We start from the raw sequence: 17,051 nt of genomic DNA on the forward strand, positions 1-17,051 counted from the left end.
ATAAAGGAGTTGGATATGCAATTACGTAAGCTCGCCACTGCCATGCTGGTCATGGGAATGTCCGCCGGTCTGGCGCACGCAGAAGACGCAGCACCCGCGGCAGGCAGCACGCTGGATAAGATCGCCAAAAATGGCGTGATCGTTGTCGGTCACCGTGAATCATCGGTACCGTTTTCTTACTACGATAATCAGCAAAAAGTGGTCGGTTATTCACAGGATTACTCCAACGCGATCGTTGAAGCGGTGAAGAAAAAGCTGAACAAGCCCGATCTGCAGGTAAAACTGATCCCGATTACTTCACAAAACCGTATCCCGCTGCTGCAAAACGGCACCTTCGACTTTGAATGTGGATCCACCACCAACAACGTCGAGCGCCAGAAACAAGCAGCCTTCTCTGACACCATTTTCGTTGTCGGTACCCGTCTGCTGGCGAAAAAAGGCGGCGACGTCAAAGATTTCGCTGACCTGAAAGGCAAAGCCGTGGTCGTGACTTCAGGTACCACCTCAGAAGTGCTGCTGCACAAGCTGAACGAAGAACAAAAAATGGATATGCGCATCATCAGCGCGAAAGACCATGGTGACTCTTTCCGTACTCTGGAAAGCGGTCGTGCTGTTGCCTTTATGATGGATGACGCCCTGCTGGCTGGCGAACGCGCGAAAGCGAAGAAACCAGACAACTGGGAGATCGTTGGCAAGCCACAATCTCAGGAAGCCTACGGCTGCATGCTGCGTAAAGATGACCCTGAGTTCAAAAAGCTGATGGACGACACTATCGCCAAGGCGCAGACCTCAGGCGAAGCTGAGAAATGGTTTGATAAGTGGTTTAAAAATCCAATTCCACCGAAGAACCTGAACATGAATTTCGAACTGTCAGACGAGATGAAAGCCCTGTTCAAAGAACCGAATGATAAAGCGCTTAACTAACTAAAATAAATGGGAGGCTTCCCCTCCCTCTCGATTGTTACTCGGCACGGACAGACTATAAGCCTGATGGTCGTTCCCCATCAGGCCTGAAAACCGCAAAACGCCGAATAACAATCTTCGAGGGTAGCGCTGCTACCCTTTTTTTTCTGGAGTAGATTTATGTCTATAGACTGGAACTGGGGTATTTTTTTACAACAGGCCCCGTTCGGCAACACCACCTATCTCGGCTGGCTCTGGAGTGGTTTCCAGGTCACGGTCGCGTTATCTATCACCGCCTGGATTATCGCTTTCCTCATAGGCTCTTTATTCGGCATCTTACGTACCGTCCCAAATCGTTTCCTTTCCGGGATCGGCACGCTATACGTTGAGCTGTTTCGTAACGTTCCGCTCATCGTTCAGTTCTTTACCTGGTATCTGGTCATTCCTGAACTGCTGCCGGAAAACATTGGCATGTGGTTCAAGTCGGAACTGGATCCCAACATTCAGTTCTTCCTCTCATCCATGCTTTGTCTGGGGCTGTTTACCGCCGCGCGCGTCTGTGAGCAGGTTCGCGCCGCGATTCAGTCCCTGCCTCGCGGGCAAAAAAACGCCGCGCTGGCGATGGGGCTGACTTTGCCGCAGGCCTACCGCTATGTGCTGCTGCCAAACGCATACCGCGTGATTGTTCCGCCAATGACCTCAGAGATGATGAACCTGGTGAAGAACTCCGCGATCGCCTCCACCATCGGCCTGGTGGATATGGCGGCGCAGGCGGGAAAACTACTGGATTACTCCGCCCACGCATGGGAATCGTTCACCGCCATCACGCTGGCCTACGTCCTGATTAACGCCGTCATCATGCTGGTGATGAATCTCGTCGAACGCAAAATCCGCCTGCCTGGCAATTTGGGAGGCAAATAATGTACGAATTTGACTGGAGTTCTATCGTCCCTTCCCTGCCGTATCTGCTGGACGGGCTGATCATCACCCTGAAAATCACCGTTACGGCAGTCGTCATTGGTATTGTCTGGGGAACCATCCTTGCAGTAATGCGTCTGTCCAGCTTCGCGCCGATTGCCTGGTTTGCGAAAGGCTACGTCAACGTATTTCGTTCTATTCCGCTGGTCATGGTGCTGCTGTGGTTCTACCTGATTGTGCCCGGCTTTTTGCAAAACGTACTGGGTCTGTCGCCTAAAACCGATATTCGCCTGATCTCAGCGATGGTCGCGTTTTCGATGTTTGAAGCTGCGTACTATTCCGAGATTATCCGTGCCGGTATCCAGAGTATTTCTCGTGGGCAATCCAGCGCCGCGCTGGCGCTGGGGATGACACACTGGCAGTCGATGAAGCTGATCATTCTGCCACAGGCCTTCCGCGCGATGGTACCACTGCTGCTGACCCAGGGCATCGTACTGTTCCAGGATACCTCGCTGGTCTATGTATTGAGTCTGGCAGACTTCTTCCGTACCGCCTCCACCATTGGCGAGCGTGACGGCACACAGGTTGAAATGATCCTGTTTGCTGGCGCCGTTTATTTTGTATTCAGTCTGAGCGCATCGTTGTTGGTCAGCTATTTGAAGAAAAGGACAGTTTAATGATTACCCTGAAAAATGTTTCTAAATGGTATGGTCACTTTCAGGTGCTGACCGACTGCTCCACGGAAGTGAAAAAAGGTGAAGTGGTGGTGGTTTGCGGCCCGTCAGGTTCAGGTAAATCAACGCTTATCAAAACGGTGAACGGGCTGGAGCCAGTGCAACAGGGCGTCATCACCGTTGATGGTACCGTGGTGAATGATAAAAAAACCGATCTGGCCAAACTGCGCTCTCGTGTTGGTATGGTGTTCCAGCACTTTGAACTGTTCCCGCATCTGTCGATCATTGAGAACCTTACTTTGGCGCAGGTAAAAGTGCTTAAGCGCGATAAAAAGCCGGCCCGCGACAAAGCGCAAAAGTTACTGGAACGCGTTGGTCTGTCAGCACATGCCGAGAAGTTCCCGGCCCAACTCTCCGGGGGCCAGCAACAGCGTGTCGCTATCGCCCGGGCACTATGTATGGATCCTATCGCCATGCTGTTTGACGAACCGACATCGGCGCTTGATCCTGAAATGATCAACGAAGTACTGGACGTTATGGTTGAACTGGCCAATGAAGGGATGACCATGATGGTGGTAACCCACGAAATGGGCTTTGCGCGTAAAGTGGCGAACCGGGTGATCTTCATGGATGAAGGAAAAATTGTTGAAGACTCACCGAAAGAAGAGTTCTTCGCTAATCCGAAATCGGACCGCGCCAAAGACTTCCTCGCGAAAATCCTGCACTAATCTTGCTGGCGCGCATCTCCATGTGCGCGCCACCTCACGCTTTATCCCTTCGCCTCTCGAAACACATACAGCCCAGCGTTAACCTTGTCACAAAGTCCCACTTACAAGGAGCAACAATGGCACTTCCGATCCTGTTTGATTGCGATCCAGGTCATGACGACGCTATCGCAATTGTTCTCGCCCTCGCCTCACCTGAACTGGATGTGAAAGCGATAACCTCGTCAGCCGGGAATCAGACTCCCGACAAAACGCTGCGTAACGTATTGCGCATGCTGACGTTGCTCAAGCGTACGGATATTCCCGTCGCCGGTGGCGCTATGAAACCACTGATGCGCGATCTGATTATCGCCGATAACGTCCATGGCGAGAGTGGGCTGGATGGTCCGGCGCTGCCGGAACCCACTTTTGCGCCACAAGACTGTACCGCTGTGGAACTGATGGCGAAAACCCTGCGTGAAAGCCCGGAACCGATGACGATTGTCTCCACCGGCCCGCAAACTAACGTGGCATTGCTACTGAATAGCCATCCTGAGCTGCACGCCAAAATCGACCGTATCGTGATTATGGGTGGTGCGATGGGCCTCGGAAACTGGACACCCGCCGCCGAGTTCAACATCTTTGTGGATCCCGAAGCCGCGGAGATCGTATTCCAGTCGGGTATTCCGGTGGTGATGGCCGGGCTGGACGTCACGCATAAAGCACAAATACATCGTGAAGATACCGAGCGGTTCCGCGCTATCGGCAATCCTGTTTCGACGATCGTTGCTGAACTACTCGATTTCTTCTTTGAATATCACAAAGACGAAAAATGGGGATTCATCGGCGCACCGCTGCACGACCCATGCACCATTGCCTGGCTGCTGAAACCTGAACTGTTTACCACCGTTGAACGCTGGGTTGGCGTGGAAACTCAGGGTAAATATACCCAGGGAATGACCGTGGTGGACTACTACTTCCTGAGCGGCAATAAGCCAAACGCCACCGTGATGGTGGATGTTGATCGCCAGGGGTTTGTCGATTTGCTGGCAGAACGGCTGAAGTTTTACGCCTAATACACGCCGGATGGCGCTAACGCTTATCCGGCCTACAAAATCGTGCAATTTGCAGGCCGGATAAGACGCTTTGCGTCGCCATCCGGCAATAAGCAATTACGGTTCAAACGGTCGGCGCTGAAACTGATCGTGTCCGCATTTCGGACACAGCGGCAGCACATCCGGGGTGTAAACCGCTAAATGGAAGTGGCACTTCTCGCAGACCAGATTACCTAATCCGACCACCTCGCCGCTGTGATAAACACCGTGATGACTGAGGTCCTGGAACACTTCGCGCCATTCGAGCTGCGTTTTATCGGTAATATCGGCCAGTTCCTGCCAGATACTCTCCTTGATAACCCGCATAAAGACGCTGTCTGTCTCCTCATCGAGACTTTCTTCATAGCTCAGAGCAAACTCTTCCAGGTCACGTCTGACGGCCCGAGTGAGCTCTTCCACCTCGGTTCGCGTTAACTCCCCGGTCTGCATAACTCGTTGACGCGCCTGCTCCACCAACGCATCGATATCGCGTTCGCCATTACGCAGACGTTCGCTCAGTGAAGCTACCAGTTCACGGTAATATTGAGCAACCTTGTTCATCGCTTCGCCTCCTGGGTCGTTAACTGTCTATAATAATAGACGTTATTTACGCTACGCTTTGCAAGACTGTCCACAGAGTGTGTAAATTCGTGCAAGAATTATCCTTGCGGGAATTCAACGCTGAATGCGCGAAAGGCTGTTTTGGCGCGGGCGTTTGGGCTATGCTATGCGGATCTGAAACACCACATCTAGAGCTACGTTTGTAGCTGTATTGAAAACAGGACCACTGGCTGCCATGCAAGAGCAATACCGCCCGGAAGAGATAGAATCCAAAGTACAGCTTCACTGGGATGAGAAGCGCACATTTGAAGTTACCGAAGACGAGAGCAAAGAGAAGTATTACTGCCTGTCTATGCTTCCCTATCCTTCTGGTCGACTACACATGGGCCACGTACGTAACTACACCATCGGTGACGTCATCGCCCGCTACCAGCGCATGCTGGGCAAAAACGTACTGCAGCCAATTGGCTGGGATGCGTTCGGTCTGCCAGCAGAAGGTGCTGCGGTTAAAAACAACACCGCACCAGCACCGTGGACGTACGACAACATCGCATACATGAAAAACCAGCTCAAAATGCTGGGTTTCGGTTACGACTGGAGCCGTGAGCTGGCGACCTGCACCCCGGAATATTACCGTTGGGAACAGAAATTCTTCACCGAGCTGTACAAAAAAGGCCTGGTGTACAAGAAAACGTCTGCTGTCAACTGGTGCCCGAATGACCAGACCGTACTGGCGAACGAACAGGTTATCGACGGATGCTGCTGGCGTTGTGATACCAAAGTCGAGCGTAAAGAGATCCCGCAGTGGTTCATCAAAATCACCGCTTACGCTGACGAACTGCTGCGTGACCTGGATAACCTGGATCACTGGCCTGACACCGTGAAAACGATGCAGCGCAACTGGATTGGCCGTTCTGAAGGCGTAGAAATCACCTTCGATGTGAACGATTACGACAACACGCTGACCGTTTACACAACCCGTCCGGACACCTTTATGGGTGCGACCTATCTGGCCGTTGCCGCAGGTCACCCGCTGGCGCAGAAAGCCGCTGCAAATAACCCGGAACTGGCCGCCTTCATTGACGAATGCCGCAACACCAAGGTTGCTGAAGCCGAAATGGCAACCATGGAGAAGAAAGGCGTCGACACGGGCTTTAAAGCCGTTCACCCGCTGACTGGCGAAGAGATCCCGGTTTGGGCAGCAAACTTCGTCCTGATGGAATACGGTACGGGCGCAGTCATGGCCGTTCCGGGGCACGATCAGCGCGATTACGAGTTTGCGACTAAATATGGCCTGACCATCAAGCCTGTAATTCTGACCGCTGAAGGCGCAGAGCCGGATCTGTCCGAACAAGCTCTGACCGAAAAAGGGGTGCTGTTTAACTCCGGTGAGTTTGACGGCCTCGACTTCGACGCAGCCTTCAATGCCATTGCTGACAAGCTGGTGGCTCTTGGCGTGGGTGAGCGTAAAGTAAACTACCGTCTGCGTGACTGGGGTGTTTCCCGTCAGCGTTACTGGGGCGCGCCGATTCCGATGGTGACATTGGAAGACGGTACCGTACTGCCGACGCCAGAAGACCAGTTGCCGGTTATTCTGCCGGAAGACGTGGTTATGGATGGTATTACCAGCCCAATCAAAGCCGATCCGGAGTGGGCAAAAACCACCGTTAACGGCATGCCTGCACTGCGCGAAACCGACACTTTCGATACTTTTATGGAATCCTCCTGGTACTACGCGCGCTACACCTGCCCGCAGTACAACGAAGGGATGCTGGATCCAGAAGCTGCAAACTACTGGCTTCCGGTTGATATCTACATTGGTGGTATTGAACACGCCATCATGCACCTGCTCTACTTCCGCTTCTTCCACAAGCTGATGCGCGATGCGGGTATGGTCAACTCTGACGAACCGGCTAAACAGCTGCTGTGCCAGGGTATGGTGCTGGCCGATGCGTTCTATTACGTTGGTGCAAACGGTGAGCGTAACTGGGTTTCTCCGGTTGATGCCATCGTTGAGCGCGACGAGAAAGGTCGTATCGTCAAAGCTCAGGACGCAGAAGGCCATGAACTGGTGTATACCGGCATGAGCAAAATGTCCAAGTCGAAAAATAACGGTATCGACCCGCAGGTTATGGTTGAACGTTACGGCGCCGACACCGTACGTCTGTTCATGATGTTCGCTTCTCCGGCTGATATGACGCTGGAATGGCAAGAATCCGGCGTTGAAGGGGCGAACCGCTTCCTGAAACGTGTCTGGAAGCTGGTTTACGAACATACCTCCAAAGGTGATGTAGCTGAACTGAACGTTGATGTGTTGAGCGAAGACCAAAAAGCGCTGCGTCGCGACGTGCACAAAACCATTGCTAAAGTGACCGATGATATCGGCCGTCGTCAGACCTTTAACACCGCAATTGCGGCGATTATGGAGTTGATGAATAAGCTGGCGAAAGCACCGCAGGAAGACGAACAAGACAGAGCCCTGATGCAGGAAGCGTTACTGGCCGTCGTTCGCATGCTGAACCCGTTCACCCCACACGTTTGCTTCACGATGTGGCAGGCGCTGAAAGGTGAAGGCGATATCGACAACGCACCGTGGCCGGTAGCTGACGAAGCCGCAATGGTTGAAGACTCGACGTTGGTTGTTGTTCAGGTGAACGGTAAAGTCCGTGGCAAAATTACCGTTCCGGTAAATGCGACAGAAGAACAGGTTCGTGAACGTGCTGGCCAGGAGCATCTGGTGGCAAAATATCTTGATGGCGTTACCGTACGTAAAGTGATTTATGTACCGGGTAAACTCCTCAATCTGGTCGTTGGCTAAGCGCGGGAGGAAGCGTGCGACTTCTGACAACATTGTTGTTATCTCTGGCGGTGCTGGTCACCGCCGGGTGTGGCTGGCATCTGCGTAGTACTACGCAGGTTCCACCCTCAATGAAAACCATGATCCTGAACTCTGGCGATCCGAACGGCCCGTTAAGCCGTGCGGTCCGTAACCAGCTGCGTCTGAACGGTGTGACGCTGCTTGAAGACGGTACAATGCGTAAAGATGTGACGTCTTTACGTCTTGGCGCGGTAAGCATTTCGCAGGATACGGCGTCGGTATTCCAGAACGGTCAAACGGCTGAATACCAGATGGTGATGTCCGTAAGCGCTACCGTGCTGATTCCAGGACATGATATTTACCCTATCAGCGCAAAAGTTTATCGTTCGTTCTTTGACAACCCACAGGCTGCACTGGCGAAGGATAACGAGCAGGAGATGATCGTAAAAGAGATGTATGACAAAGCGGCTGAACAGTTAATTCGTAAGCTGCCAAGCGTACATCTGGCTGATACTCTGTCATCCAATGCTGATGATGATGCTAAGCCAGCTGCGACAAAAGCCGCAGAGCCTGCGTCATCTCCGGCGCGTGTCTCCACCACGCTGGGTAACTGATGCTCAAGTTGTACCCTGAACAACTCCGCGCACAGCTCAATGAAGGGCTGCGCGCGGCGTATTTGCTCTTAGGTAACGATCCCCTCTTATTGCAGGAAAGCCAGGATGCCATCCGTCAGGCTGCTGCCACACAAGGGTTCGAAGAACACCACGCCTTCACTCTGGACAACAGCACCGACTGGGGAGAGATTTTTTCACTCTGCCAGGCGATGAGCCTGTTTGCCAACCGTCAAACCCTGCTCCTGCAACTGCCTGAAAATGGCCCCAATGCCGCCATTAACGAACAGCTCGCTTCACTCGTCACACTGCTACATAACGACCTGCTGCTGATTGTTCGTGGTAACAAGCTGACTAAAGCGCAGGAAAACGCCGCATGGTATACCGGACTTGCCAATAATGCGGTGCAGGTCAGCTGCCAGACGCCGGAGCAAGCACAGCTCCCACGTTGGGTCGCCGCGAGGGCTAAACTCAATAACCTGCAACTGGATGACGCAGCCAATCAGCTGTTGTGCTATTGCTATGAAGGTAACCTGTTAGCACTGGCGCAAGCGCTGGAACGGTTAGCATTGCTTTGGCCTGATGGCAAACTAACGCTGCCTCGCGTAGAAAAAGCCGTTAACGATGCGGCGCACTTTACCCCGTTCCACTGGGTGGATGCGCTGCTGATGGGCAAAAGCAAACGCGCGCTGCACATTCTGCAACAGCTACGTCTGGAAGGCAGTGAGCCGGTTATTTTGCTGCGTACGATACAGCGTGAATTGCTGTTGCTGGTCAACCTAAAACGGCAGTCGGCGAATACCCCCTTGCGCACGTTGTTTGATAAACACCGGGTGTGGCAAAATCGCCGAGGCATGATGGGTGATGCGCTAAACCGGCTGAACCCGGCGCAGCTGCGTCAGGCGGTAACGCTGTTAACGCGTACGGAAATTACGCTTAAACAAGACTATGGTCAGTCAGTGTGGGCGGAACTTGAGGGACTGTCCCTTTTGCTCTGCCATAAATCACTGGCCGATGTTTTTATTGATGGTTGATATGAAATCATTGCAGGCTCTGTTCGGCGGCACCTTTGATCCGGTGCATTATGGTCATCTTAAACCGGTTGAAATTCTGGCGAATCTGATTGGTCTTTCCCGGGTCATCATCATGCCCAATAACGTGCCGCCGCATCGTGCGCAGCCTGAAGCGTCCGGTGAGCAACGTAAGCGCATGGTTGAACTGGCCATTGCTGATAAACCGCTGTTTTCCCTGGATGAACGCGAACTGAAACGCGACACGGCCTCCTACACCGCGCAAACGCTAAAAGAGTGGCGCGAGGAACAAGGCCCGAATGTGCCGTTAGCGTTTATCATTGGTCAGGATTCGCTGCTGACCTTCCCTTCCTGGCACGACTACCACACGATTCTGGATAATACCCATCTCATCGTATGCCGACGTCCAGGTTATCCTCTCGAAATGACGCAGGAAAAGCACCAGCAATGGCTGGAAGATCACCTGACTCATTCGCCGGATGACCTGCACAACCTGCCTTGCGGGAAAATCTACCTGGCCGAAACGCCGTGGTTCAACATCTCCGCCACGCTCATTCGCGAGCGACTGGAAAAAGGCGAGCCGTGCGACGACCTGATGCCAGGCGCAGTGCTTGACTATATTAATCAGCAGGGGTTGTACCGCTAAGCGTGTTGTTTAATGCCACCAGCAGGCGGTCATTTTCTTCCTGACTGCGAACAGCAACTCGGTAATAACGCGCGTCCAACCCAGGGTAATTGGCACAACTGCGAATCAAGACATGCTGTTCCAGCAACATCCGTTGCAAATCAATATCCGCGCGATCGCAGCGTAATAAACGATAATTTGCCTGGCCGGGATACACCGTCAGGCCGGGCAGGTTTTGTAGCTGCTGCTCAAACCGCGCTCCCTCTTGTTCCAGCCATTTCCACGTCGCCTGCTGATAAGCGCTGTCGCGTAAAATAATCTCGCCAGCCAGAGCAGCAAACGCATTAATTGACCACGGCATTTGTCGGCTGCGCATTTGTACAACGGCCTGCTCGTTACTGTTGACCAGATACCCCAGACGCAGCCCCGGTATCGCATAGAACTTAGTGAGCGAGCGCAGCACCCAAATATGCGGGTTATCCCGAAGTAGCGGAATAAATCCCGGCTCCCCGGCAATAAAATCGATAAACGCTTCATCAAGGATCAGATTGATCCCAAGCCGCTCACAACGTGAGGCAATCTCACGTAGCAGGCGGTTATCCGGTAGTAACCCGGTGGGGTTGTTGGGCGTGCAGAGAAACAGGCAGTCCAGCTCTGAGGTTAACGCATCGAGGATCGCATCGGTAAGCTGCCAGCCATCGTCTTCGCGCAGCGCAAACTCATGGATCGTACAGCCTCCCCATTGCAGCGCCCGACGATATTCAGCAAACCCAGGCGTCACGATCATCGCGTGACGTGGCTTCAGGCCATCTACCAAGGTAAAAATAGACTCGGTCTCACCGTTTCCGGCCAGGATCCACGAGGCCGGAATCTGATGATGCTCCGCCAACGCTGCATGCAGTTGCGCGTAATCGACATCCGGGTAACGCTCCGCGCAGTCCATATTGTCGATAATTGAGCGTTTTAAATCTGCTGGCATACCCAGCGGATTAATATTCGCGCTAAAATCCAGCAATTGCTCAGGCGAGACGCCCAACAGTTCGGCGGCTTCTCGGGTATTACCACCATGCGCGCTCTTCAATAAAGACATCGTGCCGCTCCACGTAAAAAAAGGTATTTTAGTGAAAAATCTCTGCGCAATCAGGGCAAACATCATGTTTTGTGCGAATAACCCCAAGAGGAAAAAATGAGACTCTGGTTGGTACGTCATGGCGAAACTGAAGCCAACGTCGCGGGTTTATATAGCGGCCACGCTCCCACACCACTAACAGAACGGGGAATAGCTCAGGCGCAAACGCTGAGTACGCTGTTACGCGATGTGCCTGTCGACAACGTTCTGTGCAGCGAGCTGGAGCGCGCCCGCCATACAACGCAGTTGATCTTAGGCGATCGCGAGATTCCTGTGCGTAACATGCCTGAGCTCAATGAGATGTTTTTTGGCGACTGGGAAATGCGCCACCATCGCGATCTGGCGCGCGAAGACGCCGAAAACTACGCCGTGTGGTGTAACGACTGGCAGAACGCGACGCCCACTAATGGCGAAGGTTTTCAGGCATTTTCCCTGCGCGTGGAACGCTTCATTGCTCAACTCGATGATTACAAAATGTGCCAAAACCTGCTGGTGGTGAGCCATCAGGGTGTATTGAGCGTGTTGATCGCCCGTTTGTTGTCCATGCCGGCAGCAGCAATGTGGCATTTTCGCGTCGAACAAGGTTGCTGGAGCGCGATTGATTTTTGCGACGATTTTGCGGTTCTGAAAGTACTTAACAGCCGGGCTGTATGGCACGACGGAGAGTGAAAGCACTGTTTTTTCTGCCGAAGGGCTTCTCTCCCATTGACACCCCATGACAGGCTGTTATTCTCCGCAACCTGACTTTTCCCGCCCTTCAGAGCTTTGCAGAAATTGTTTTACAAAAATGGCGATGCATTCTGCGGCGTGGGGTGGGATGATAGCGCACTTCACAAGCGCTTTCGGAGACATTTGTCCCGATATCGCCTCTGGTTCAGGTATACTAACAGACGTTTTTAACTCTTTTCACCCAGGGGGAACACTTGCAGGGTAAAGCACTTCAGGATTTTGTAATCGACAAAATTGATGACCTGAAAGGTCAAGACATCATCGCCTTAGACGTTCAGGGCAAATCCAGCATCACTGATTGCATGATTATCTGTACTGGCACGTCCAGCCGTCATGTAATGTCTATCGCAGACCACGTTGTTCAGGAGTCCCGCACTGCTGGTCTGCTGCCGCTCGGCGTAGAAGGCGAGAACGTCGCAGACTGGATCGTCGTTGACCTCGGTGATGTGATTGTCCACGTGATGCAGGAAGAAAGCCGTCGCCTGTATGAACTGGAAAAACTCTGGAGTTAATGCGTGAAGCTGCAACTTGTCGCTGTGGGTACGAAAATGCCTGACTGGGTGCAAACCGGTTTTACGGAGTATCTCCGTCGGTTTCCGAAAGATATGCCCTTTGAGCTGATCGAAATCCCGGCAGGAAAACGCGGCAAGAACGCGGATATTAAACGCATTCTCGACAAAGAGGGTGAACAGATGCTGGCTGCCGCAGGCAAAAACCGCATCGTCACCCTTGATATCCCTGGCAAACCCTGGGACACGCCGCAGCTGGCGACCGAACTGGAACGCTGGAAACTGGACGGTCGTGACGTCAGTTTGTTGATTGGTGGGCCGGAAGGTCTTTCTCCTGCCTGTAAAGCAGCAGCAGAACAAAGCTGGTCACTCTCAGCGTTAACCCTTCCTCACCCTCTTGTTCGGGTTCTGGTTGCGGAGAGTCTGTACAGGGCGTGGAGCATTACCACCAACCATCCTTATCACCGTGAGTGATCATTGATTCTTGAGTAGATTAAGCAGCGGATGAAACTACAGAATTCTTTTCGCGACTATTCGGCTGAGTCCGCGCTATTTGTGCGCCGGGCGCTGGTCGCTTTTTTGGGGATTTTGCTGCTCACCGGCGTGCTGATCGCCAACCTTTATAATCTGCAAATCGTTCGCTTTACTGATTATCAGACCCGCTCGAACGAAAACCGCATCAAACTGGTGCCTATCGCCCCCAGCCGCGGCATCATTTATGACCGTAACGGAATTCCGCTCGCCCTTAATCGCACCATTTATCAGATAGAAATGATGCCAGAAAAGGTCGACAACGTTCAGGATACCCTCGATGCGCTGCGTAACGTCGTAGACCTGACGGACGATGACATTGCCGCTTTTAAAAAAGAGCGCGCCCGTTCACACCGTTTCACATCCATTCCGGTAAAAACTAACCTGAGTGAAGTTCAGGTCGCACGCTTTGCCGTTAATCAATATCGCTTTCCTGGCGTCGAAGTTAAAGGTTATAAACGCCGCTACTACCCCTACGGCTCTGCGCTGACCCATGTCATTGGCTACGTATCAAAAATCAACGATAAAGACGTAGACCGCCTGGACAAAGACGGCAAACTGGCTAACTACGCGGCGACGCACGACATCGGCAAGCTGGGTATTGAACGTTATTACGAAGATGTACTTCACGGCCAGACCGGTTATGAAGAGGTTGAGGTGAACAACCGCGGCCGCGTCATTCGCCAGCTGAAAGAAGTGGCGCCGCAGGCCGGGCACGATATCTATCTCACCCTCGATTTGAAACTCCAGCAGTACATTGAAACGCTGCTGGCAGGCAGTCGCGCCGCCGTGGTGGTTACCGACCCGCGTACCGGCGGCGTTCTCGCGCTGGTGTCCATGCCGAGCTACGACCCGAACCTGTTTGTCGATGGTATCTCCAGTAAAGATTACTCTGGGTTGCTCAATGACCCGAACACCCCATTGGTTAACCGCGCCACGCAGGGTGTTTACCCACCGGCTTCGACAGTTAAACCTTACGTCGCAGTTTCTGCATTAAGTGCAGGTGTCATCACCCGAAATACTGGTCTGTTCGATCCAGGTTGGTGGCAATTACCGGGCTCTGAAAAACGTTACCGTGACTGGAAAAAATGGGGGCACGGCCATCTGAACATCACCCGTTCTCTGGAAGAGTCGGCGGATACGTTTTTCTATCAAATCGCCTATGATATGGGGATAGACCGACTTTCAGAGTGGATGAGCAAGTTTGGCTACGGCCAATATACGGGCATCGATCTTGCCGAAGAGCGCGCGGGAAACATGCCAACCCGCGAGTGGAAGCAAAAACGGTTTAAAAAACCATGGTACCAGGGTGATACCATTCCGGTCGGCATCGGTCAGGGTTACTGGACGGCAACCCCTATCCAGATGAGTAAAGCGCTGATGATCCTTATCAACGACGGTTTGGTAAAAGTCCCGCATCTGCTGATGAGTACGGCAGAAAACGGCAAGCAAGTACCGTGGGTACAGCCACACGAACCCCCCGTTGGTGACATTCATTCCGGTTACTGGGAAATCGCAAAAGACGGTATGTACGGTGTAGCAAACCGTCCTAACGGTACTGCGCACAAGTATTTCGCTGGCGCACCTTACAAAATTGCGGCGAAATCCGGTACTGCCCAGGTCTTTGGCCTGAAAGCCAATGAAACCTATAACGCGCACAAGATCGCCGAGCGCTTACGTGACCACAAGCTGATGACGGCCTTCGCACCCTATGATAAGCCCCAGGTTGCTGTCGCCATAATCCTTGAAAACGGTGGCGCGGGCCCGGCTGTGGGTACCATTATGCGCCAGATCCTTGACCACATTATGTTGGGCGACAACAACACCAATCTGCCTGCAGAAAACCCCGCGGTTGCAGCAGCGGAGGACCAATAATCGTGACGGATAATCCGAACAAAAAAACATTCTGGGACAAAATCCACATCGATCCCACGATGTTGCTTATTTTGCTGGCGCTGCTGGTTTACAGCTCGCTGGTCATCTGGAGTGCCAGCGGCCAGGATATCGGCATGATGGAGCGCAAGGTCGGCCAGATCGCAATGGGCCTGGTCATCATGGTGGTGATGGCGCAAATCCCGCCCCGGGTTTATGAAGGCTGGGCACCCTATCTCTATATATTCTGCATCATCCTGTTGGTGGCGGTAGATGCCTTCGGCGCGATATCCAAAGGGGCGCAGCGCTGGCTGGATTTGGGTATTGTGCGTTTTCAGCCTTCCGAAATCGCCAAGATTGCCGTGCCGCTGATGGTCGCACGCTTCATCAACCGTGATGTTTGCCCGCCATCGCTAAAAAATACCGCCATTGCACTGGTGCTGATATTTATGCCCACCCTGCTGGTGGCCGCTCAGCCTGACCTCGGTACCTCAATACTGGTCGCCCTTTCCGGTCTGTTTGTTCTGTTCCTTTCTGGTTTAAGCTGGCGTTTAATCGGTGTTGCGGTGGTTCTGGTTGCGGCGTTTATCCCGATACTGTGGTTCTTCCTGATGCATGATTACCAGCGTCAGCGCGTCATGATGTTGCTCGATCCAGAAACCGATCCACTGGGTGCGGGATATCATATTATTCAGTCTAAAATTGCTATTGGCTCCGGCGGTCTACGCGGCAAGGGCTGGCTGCACGGTACGCAGTCGCAGCTTGAATTTTTACCCGAACGTCACACGGACTTTATCTTCGCGGTATTAGCAGAAGAGCTGGGTCTGGTAGGGATCTTAATTCTGCTTGCGCTGTACATTTTGCTGATTATGCGCGGATTATGGATCGCTGCCCACGCGCAAACCACCTTTGGTCGCGTCATGGCAGGTGGTTTAATGTTGATATTATTCGTTTATGTCTTCGTAAATATTGGTATGGTGAGCGGTATTCTGCCCGTGGTTGGCGTTCCTCTCCCACTGGTCAGTTACGGAGGCTCGGCACTTATCGTGCTGATGGCCGGGTTCGGGATTGTTATGTCGATCCACACCCATAGAAAAATGTTGTCGAAAAGCGTGTAAGGGGTACGCAATGCGTAAGCAGTGGCTTGGTATCTGCATCGCAGCAGGAATGCTCGCGGCGTGTTCGAGTGATGATGGTCAGCAACAGGGTGCTGTCGCGCCGCAGCCTGCGGTGTGTAATGGTCCGATTGTTGAAATCAGCGGGGCCGATCCGCGCTTTGAACCCCTGAACCCAACGGCGAATCAGGACTATCAGCGTGATGGTAAGAGCTACAAAATCGTCCAGGACCCTTCCCGCTTTAGCCAGGCAGGGCTTGCCGCTATCTATGATGCGGAACCCGGAAGCAACTTAACCGCGTCTGGTGAAGCGTTCGACCCGATGCAACTGACCGCAGCGCATCCGACGCTGCCAGTCCCAAGCTATGCCAGAGTAACTAACCTGGCAAACGGCAGGATGATTGTCGTGCGCATAAACGATCGCGGCCCTTATGGCAACGATCGCGTGATTTCACTTTCACGTGCAGCAGCAGACCGTCTGAATACCTCCAACAACACCAAAGTGCGTATCGACCCGATCATCGTCGCCCAGGATGGTTCATTGTCCGGTCCGGGTATGGCGTGTACGACAGTCGCAAAGCAAACCTATGCCCTGCCCGCGCGTCCTGATTTAAGCGGTGGCGGTAATATGGGAAGTATGCCTTCGCCATCGGATGCGGGTCAGCCGCAAGGCGATATTCGTCCGATCAGCAATTCCACGCTGAAAAGCGATGATCCAACCGGTGCGCCAGTGAACAGCGGTGGATTCCTCGGTGCGCCAACCACCCTCGCCGCAGGCGTGCTGGAAGGTAGCGAGCCGACTCCGGCTCCGCAACCGACCATCACCGCACCGGCAACACCAACCGCACCAGCAGCAACACCAGCCGCCGTCGCGGCACCAGCTCCAGCGGCAGTAGCCAACGGACGTTACGTGGTTCAGGTTGGCGCAGTCAGCGAGCAGTCGCGTGCGCAGCAGTATCAAAAACGTTTAAGCCAGCAGTTTGGCGTTCCAGGTCGGGTGGTACAAAATGGCGCAGTCTGGCGTATCCAGATGGGGCCGTTCGCCAGCAAAGCTGAAGCCTCCACATTGCAGCAGCGTCTTCAATCCGAGGCGCAATTACAGTCCTTCATCACCGGCGTGTAATAACGTAAATCAGGTATCTGAATTGTCAGTTTCTGTAAATGACATTAACAAAGTCACGCGGAAAGTCAGATGCCTGCCCGTTTTGCATTTGCTATAGTAGGGCA

Annotated in this window: 17 protein-coding genes; 15 read left to right on the plus strand and 2 right to left on the minus strand. The window is 53.1% G+C overall.

The features are described from left to right. The first annotated feature begins 15 nt into the window (after window positions 1-15). From gltI to rihA, 5 genes are all read left to right on the plus strand, one after another. Window positions 16-924 (plus strand): glutamate/aspartate ABC transporter substrate-binding protein GltI, encoded by a 909-nt coding sequence (gltI, locus tag OGV85_RS22390; RefSeq protein ID WP_003022762.1) that lies wholly within the window; start codon window positions 16-18, stop codon window positions 922-924. 159 nt (window positions 925-1,083) lie between these two features. Further along, window positions 1,084-1,824 carry a glutamate/aspartate ABC transporter permease GltJ gene (gltJ, locus tag OGV85_RS22395; protein ID WP_003022759.1) on the plus strand — a complete coding sequence of 247 codons (741 nt, stop codon included), beginning with the start codon at window positions 1,084-1,086 and terminating at the stop codon, window positions 1,822-1,824. Then, complete coding sequence (gene gltK, locus OGV85_RS22400; protein WP_003022757.1) at window positions 1,824-2,498, plus strand: glutamate/aspartate ABC transporter permease GltK; 675 nt, start codon at window positions 1,824-1,826, stop codon at window positions 2,496-2,498. Before gltJ ends, gltK begins: the two co-directional genes overlap by 1 nt. Then, window positions 2,498-3,223: a glutamate/aspartate ABC transporter ATP-binding protein GltL gene (gltL, locus tag OGV85_RS22405; protein ID WP_003022754.1), complete on the plus strand. Its 726-nt coding sequence runs from the start codon at window positions 2,498-2,500 to the stop codon at window positions 3,221-3,223. The genes gltK and gltL overlap by 1 nt, the downstream gene beginning before the upstream one ends. A 116-nt stretch (window positions 3,224-3,339) precedes the next feature. Then, window positions 3,340-4,275 carry a pyrimidine-specific ribonucleoside hydrolase RihA gene (rihA, locus tag OGV85_RS22410; protein ID WP_003022751.1) on the plus strand — a complete coding sequence of 312 codons (936 nt, stop codon included), beginning with the start codon at window positions 3,340-3,342 and terminating at the stop codon, window positions 4,273-4,275. A 96-nt stretch (window positions 4,276-4,371) separates the two neighbouring features. Here rihA and OGV85_RS22415 read toward each other — a convergent pair whose 3' ends face one another. Beyond that, window positions 4,372-4,854 (minus strand): zinc ribbon-containing protein, encoded by a 483-nt coding sequence (locus OGV85_RS22415; protein WP_003022748.1) that lies wholly within the window; start codon window positions 4,852-4,854, stop codon window positions 4,372-4,374. A 235-nt stretch (window positions 4,855-5,089) separates the two neighbouring features. Between OGV85_RS22415 and leuS the strand changes: the two genes are divergently transcribed. The 4 genes from leuS to nadD are packed head-to-tail and all read left to right on the plus strand — an operon-like array spanning window position 5,090 to window position 9,960. Next, window positions 5,090-7,672 (plus strand): leucine--tRNA ligase, encoded by a 2,583-nt coding sequence (gene leuS / locus OGV85_RS22420; protein WP_156485352.1) that lies wholly within the window; start codon window positions 5,090-5,092, stop codon window positions 7,670-7,672. A gap of 14 nt (window positions 7,673-7,686) precedes the next feature. Then, complete coding sequence (gene lptE / locus OGV85_RS22425; protein WP_003022742.1) at window positions 7,687-8,286, plus strand: LPS assembly lipoprotein LptE; 600 nt, start codon at window positions 7,687-7,689, stop codon at window positions 8,284-8,286. Next, window positions 8,286-9,317 (plus strand): DNA polymerase III subunit delta, encoded by a 1,032-nt coding sequence (holA, locus tag OGV85_RS22430; protein ID WP_003022740.1) that lies wholly within the window; start codon window positions 8,286-8,288, stop codon window positions 9,315-9,317. The genes lptE and holA overlap by 1 nt, the downstream gene beginning before the upstream one ends. 1 nt (window position 9,318) lies before the next feature. After that, a complete protein-coding gene (nadD, locus tag OGV85_RS22435) occupies window positions 9,319-9,960 on the plus strand; it encodes a nicotinate-nucleotide adenylyltransferase (RefSeq protein ID WP_003022738.1) in 642 nt (213 codons plus the stop codon). Here the strand turns inward: nadD and cobD are convergent. Continuing rightward, complete coding sequence (gene cobD / locus OGV85_RS22440) at window positions 9,935-11,029, minus strand: threonine-phosphate decarboxylase CobD (RefSeq protein WP_061548068.1); 1,095 nt, start codon at window positions 11,027-11,029, stop codon at window positions 9,935-9,937. The genes nadD and cobD overlap by 26 nt on opposite strands. 96 nt (window positions 11,030-11,125) lie before the next feature. On the opposite strand from cobD, the gene OGV85_RS22445 reads away from it, so the two are divergent. The 6 genes from OGV85_RS22445 to rlpA all read left to right on the plus strand — a co-directional run bounded on the left by OGV85_RS22445 (window position 11,126) and on the right by rlpA (window position 16,947). Beyond that, entirely contained in the window at window positions 11,126-11,737 is a 612-nt protein-coding gene (locus tag OGV85_RS22445) for an adenosylcobalamin/alpha-ribazole phosphatase (RefSeq protein ID WP_016149777.1), read from the plus strand. A 254-nt stretch (window positions 11,738-11,991) separates the two neighbouring features. Beyond that, a complete protein-coding gene (gene rsfS / locus OGV85_RS22450) occupies window positions 11,992-12,309 on the plus strand; it encodes a ribosome silencing factor (protein ID WP_003022728.1) in 318 nt (105 codons plus the stop codon). Between the two features lie 3 nt (window positions 12,310-12,312). Beyond that, window positions 12,313-12,780 carry a 23S rRNA (pseudouridine(1915)-N(3))-methyltransferase RlmH gene (gene rlmH / locus OGV85_RS22455; RefSeq protein WP_003022725.1) on the plus strand — a complete coding sequence of 156 codons (468 nt, stop codon included), beginning with the start codon at window positions 12,313-12,315 and terminating at the stop codon, window positions 12,778-12,780. A 30-nt stretch (window positions 12,781-12,810) separates the two neighbouring features. Continuing rightward, window positions 12,811-14,712 carry a peptidoglycan DD-transpeptidase MrdA gene (gene mrdA, locus OGV85_RS22460; RefSeq protein WP_057063295.1) on the plus strand — a complete coding sequence of 634 codons (1,902 nt, stop codon included), beginning with the start codon at window positions 12,811-12,813 and terminating at the stop codon, window positions 14,710-14,712. Window positions 14,713-14,714: 2 nt separating this feature from the next. After that, window positions 14,715-15,827 carry a peptidoglycan glycosyltransferase MrdB gene (mrdB, locus tag OGV85_RS22465; protein ID WP_003022718.1) on the plus strand — a complete coding sequence of 371 codons (1,113 nt, stop codon included), beginning with the start codon at window positions 14,715-14,717 and terminating at the stop codon, window positions 15,825-15,827. A gap of 10 nt (window positions 15,828-15,837) precedes the next feature. Beyond that, window positions 15,838-16,947, plus strand: coding sequence for an endolytic peptidoglycan transglycosylase RlpA (gene rlpA, locus OGV85_RS22470; RefSeq protein WP_003022715.1), 1,110 nt, complete (start codon window positions 15,838-15,840; stop codon window positions 16,945-16,947). Window positions 16,948-17,051: the final 104 nt, after the last annotated feature.

It is taken from the genome of Citrobacter sp. Cf132, from assembly GCF_030333885.1.
Taxonomy (GTDB): Bacteria; Pseudomonadota; Gammaproteobacteria; order Enterobacterales; family Enterobacteriaceae; genus Citrobacter; species Citrobacter freundii.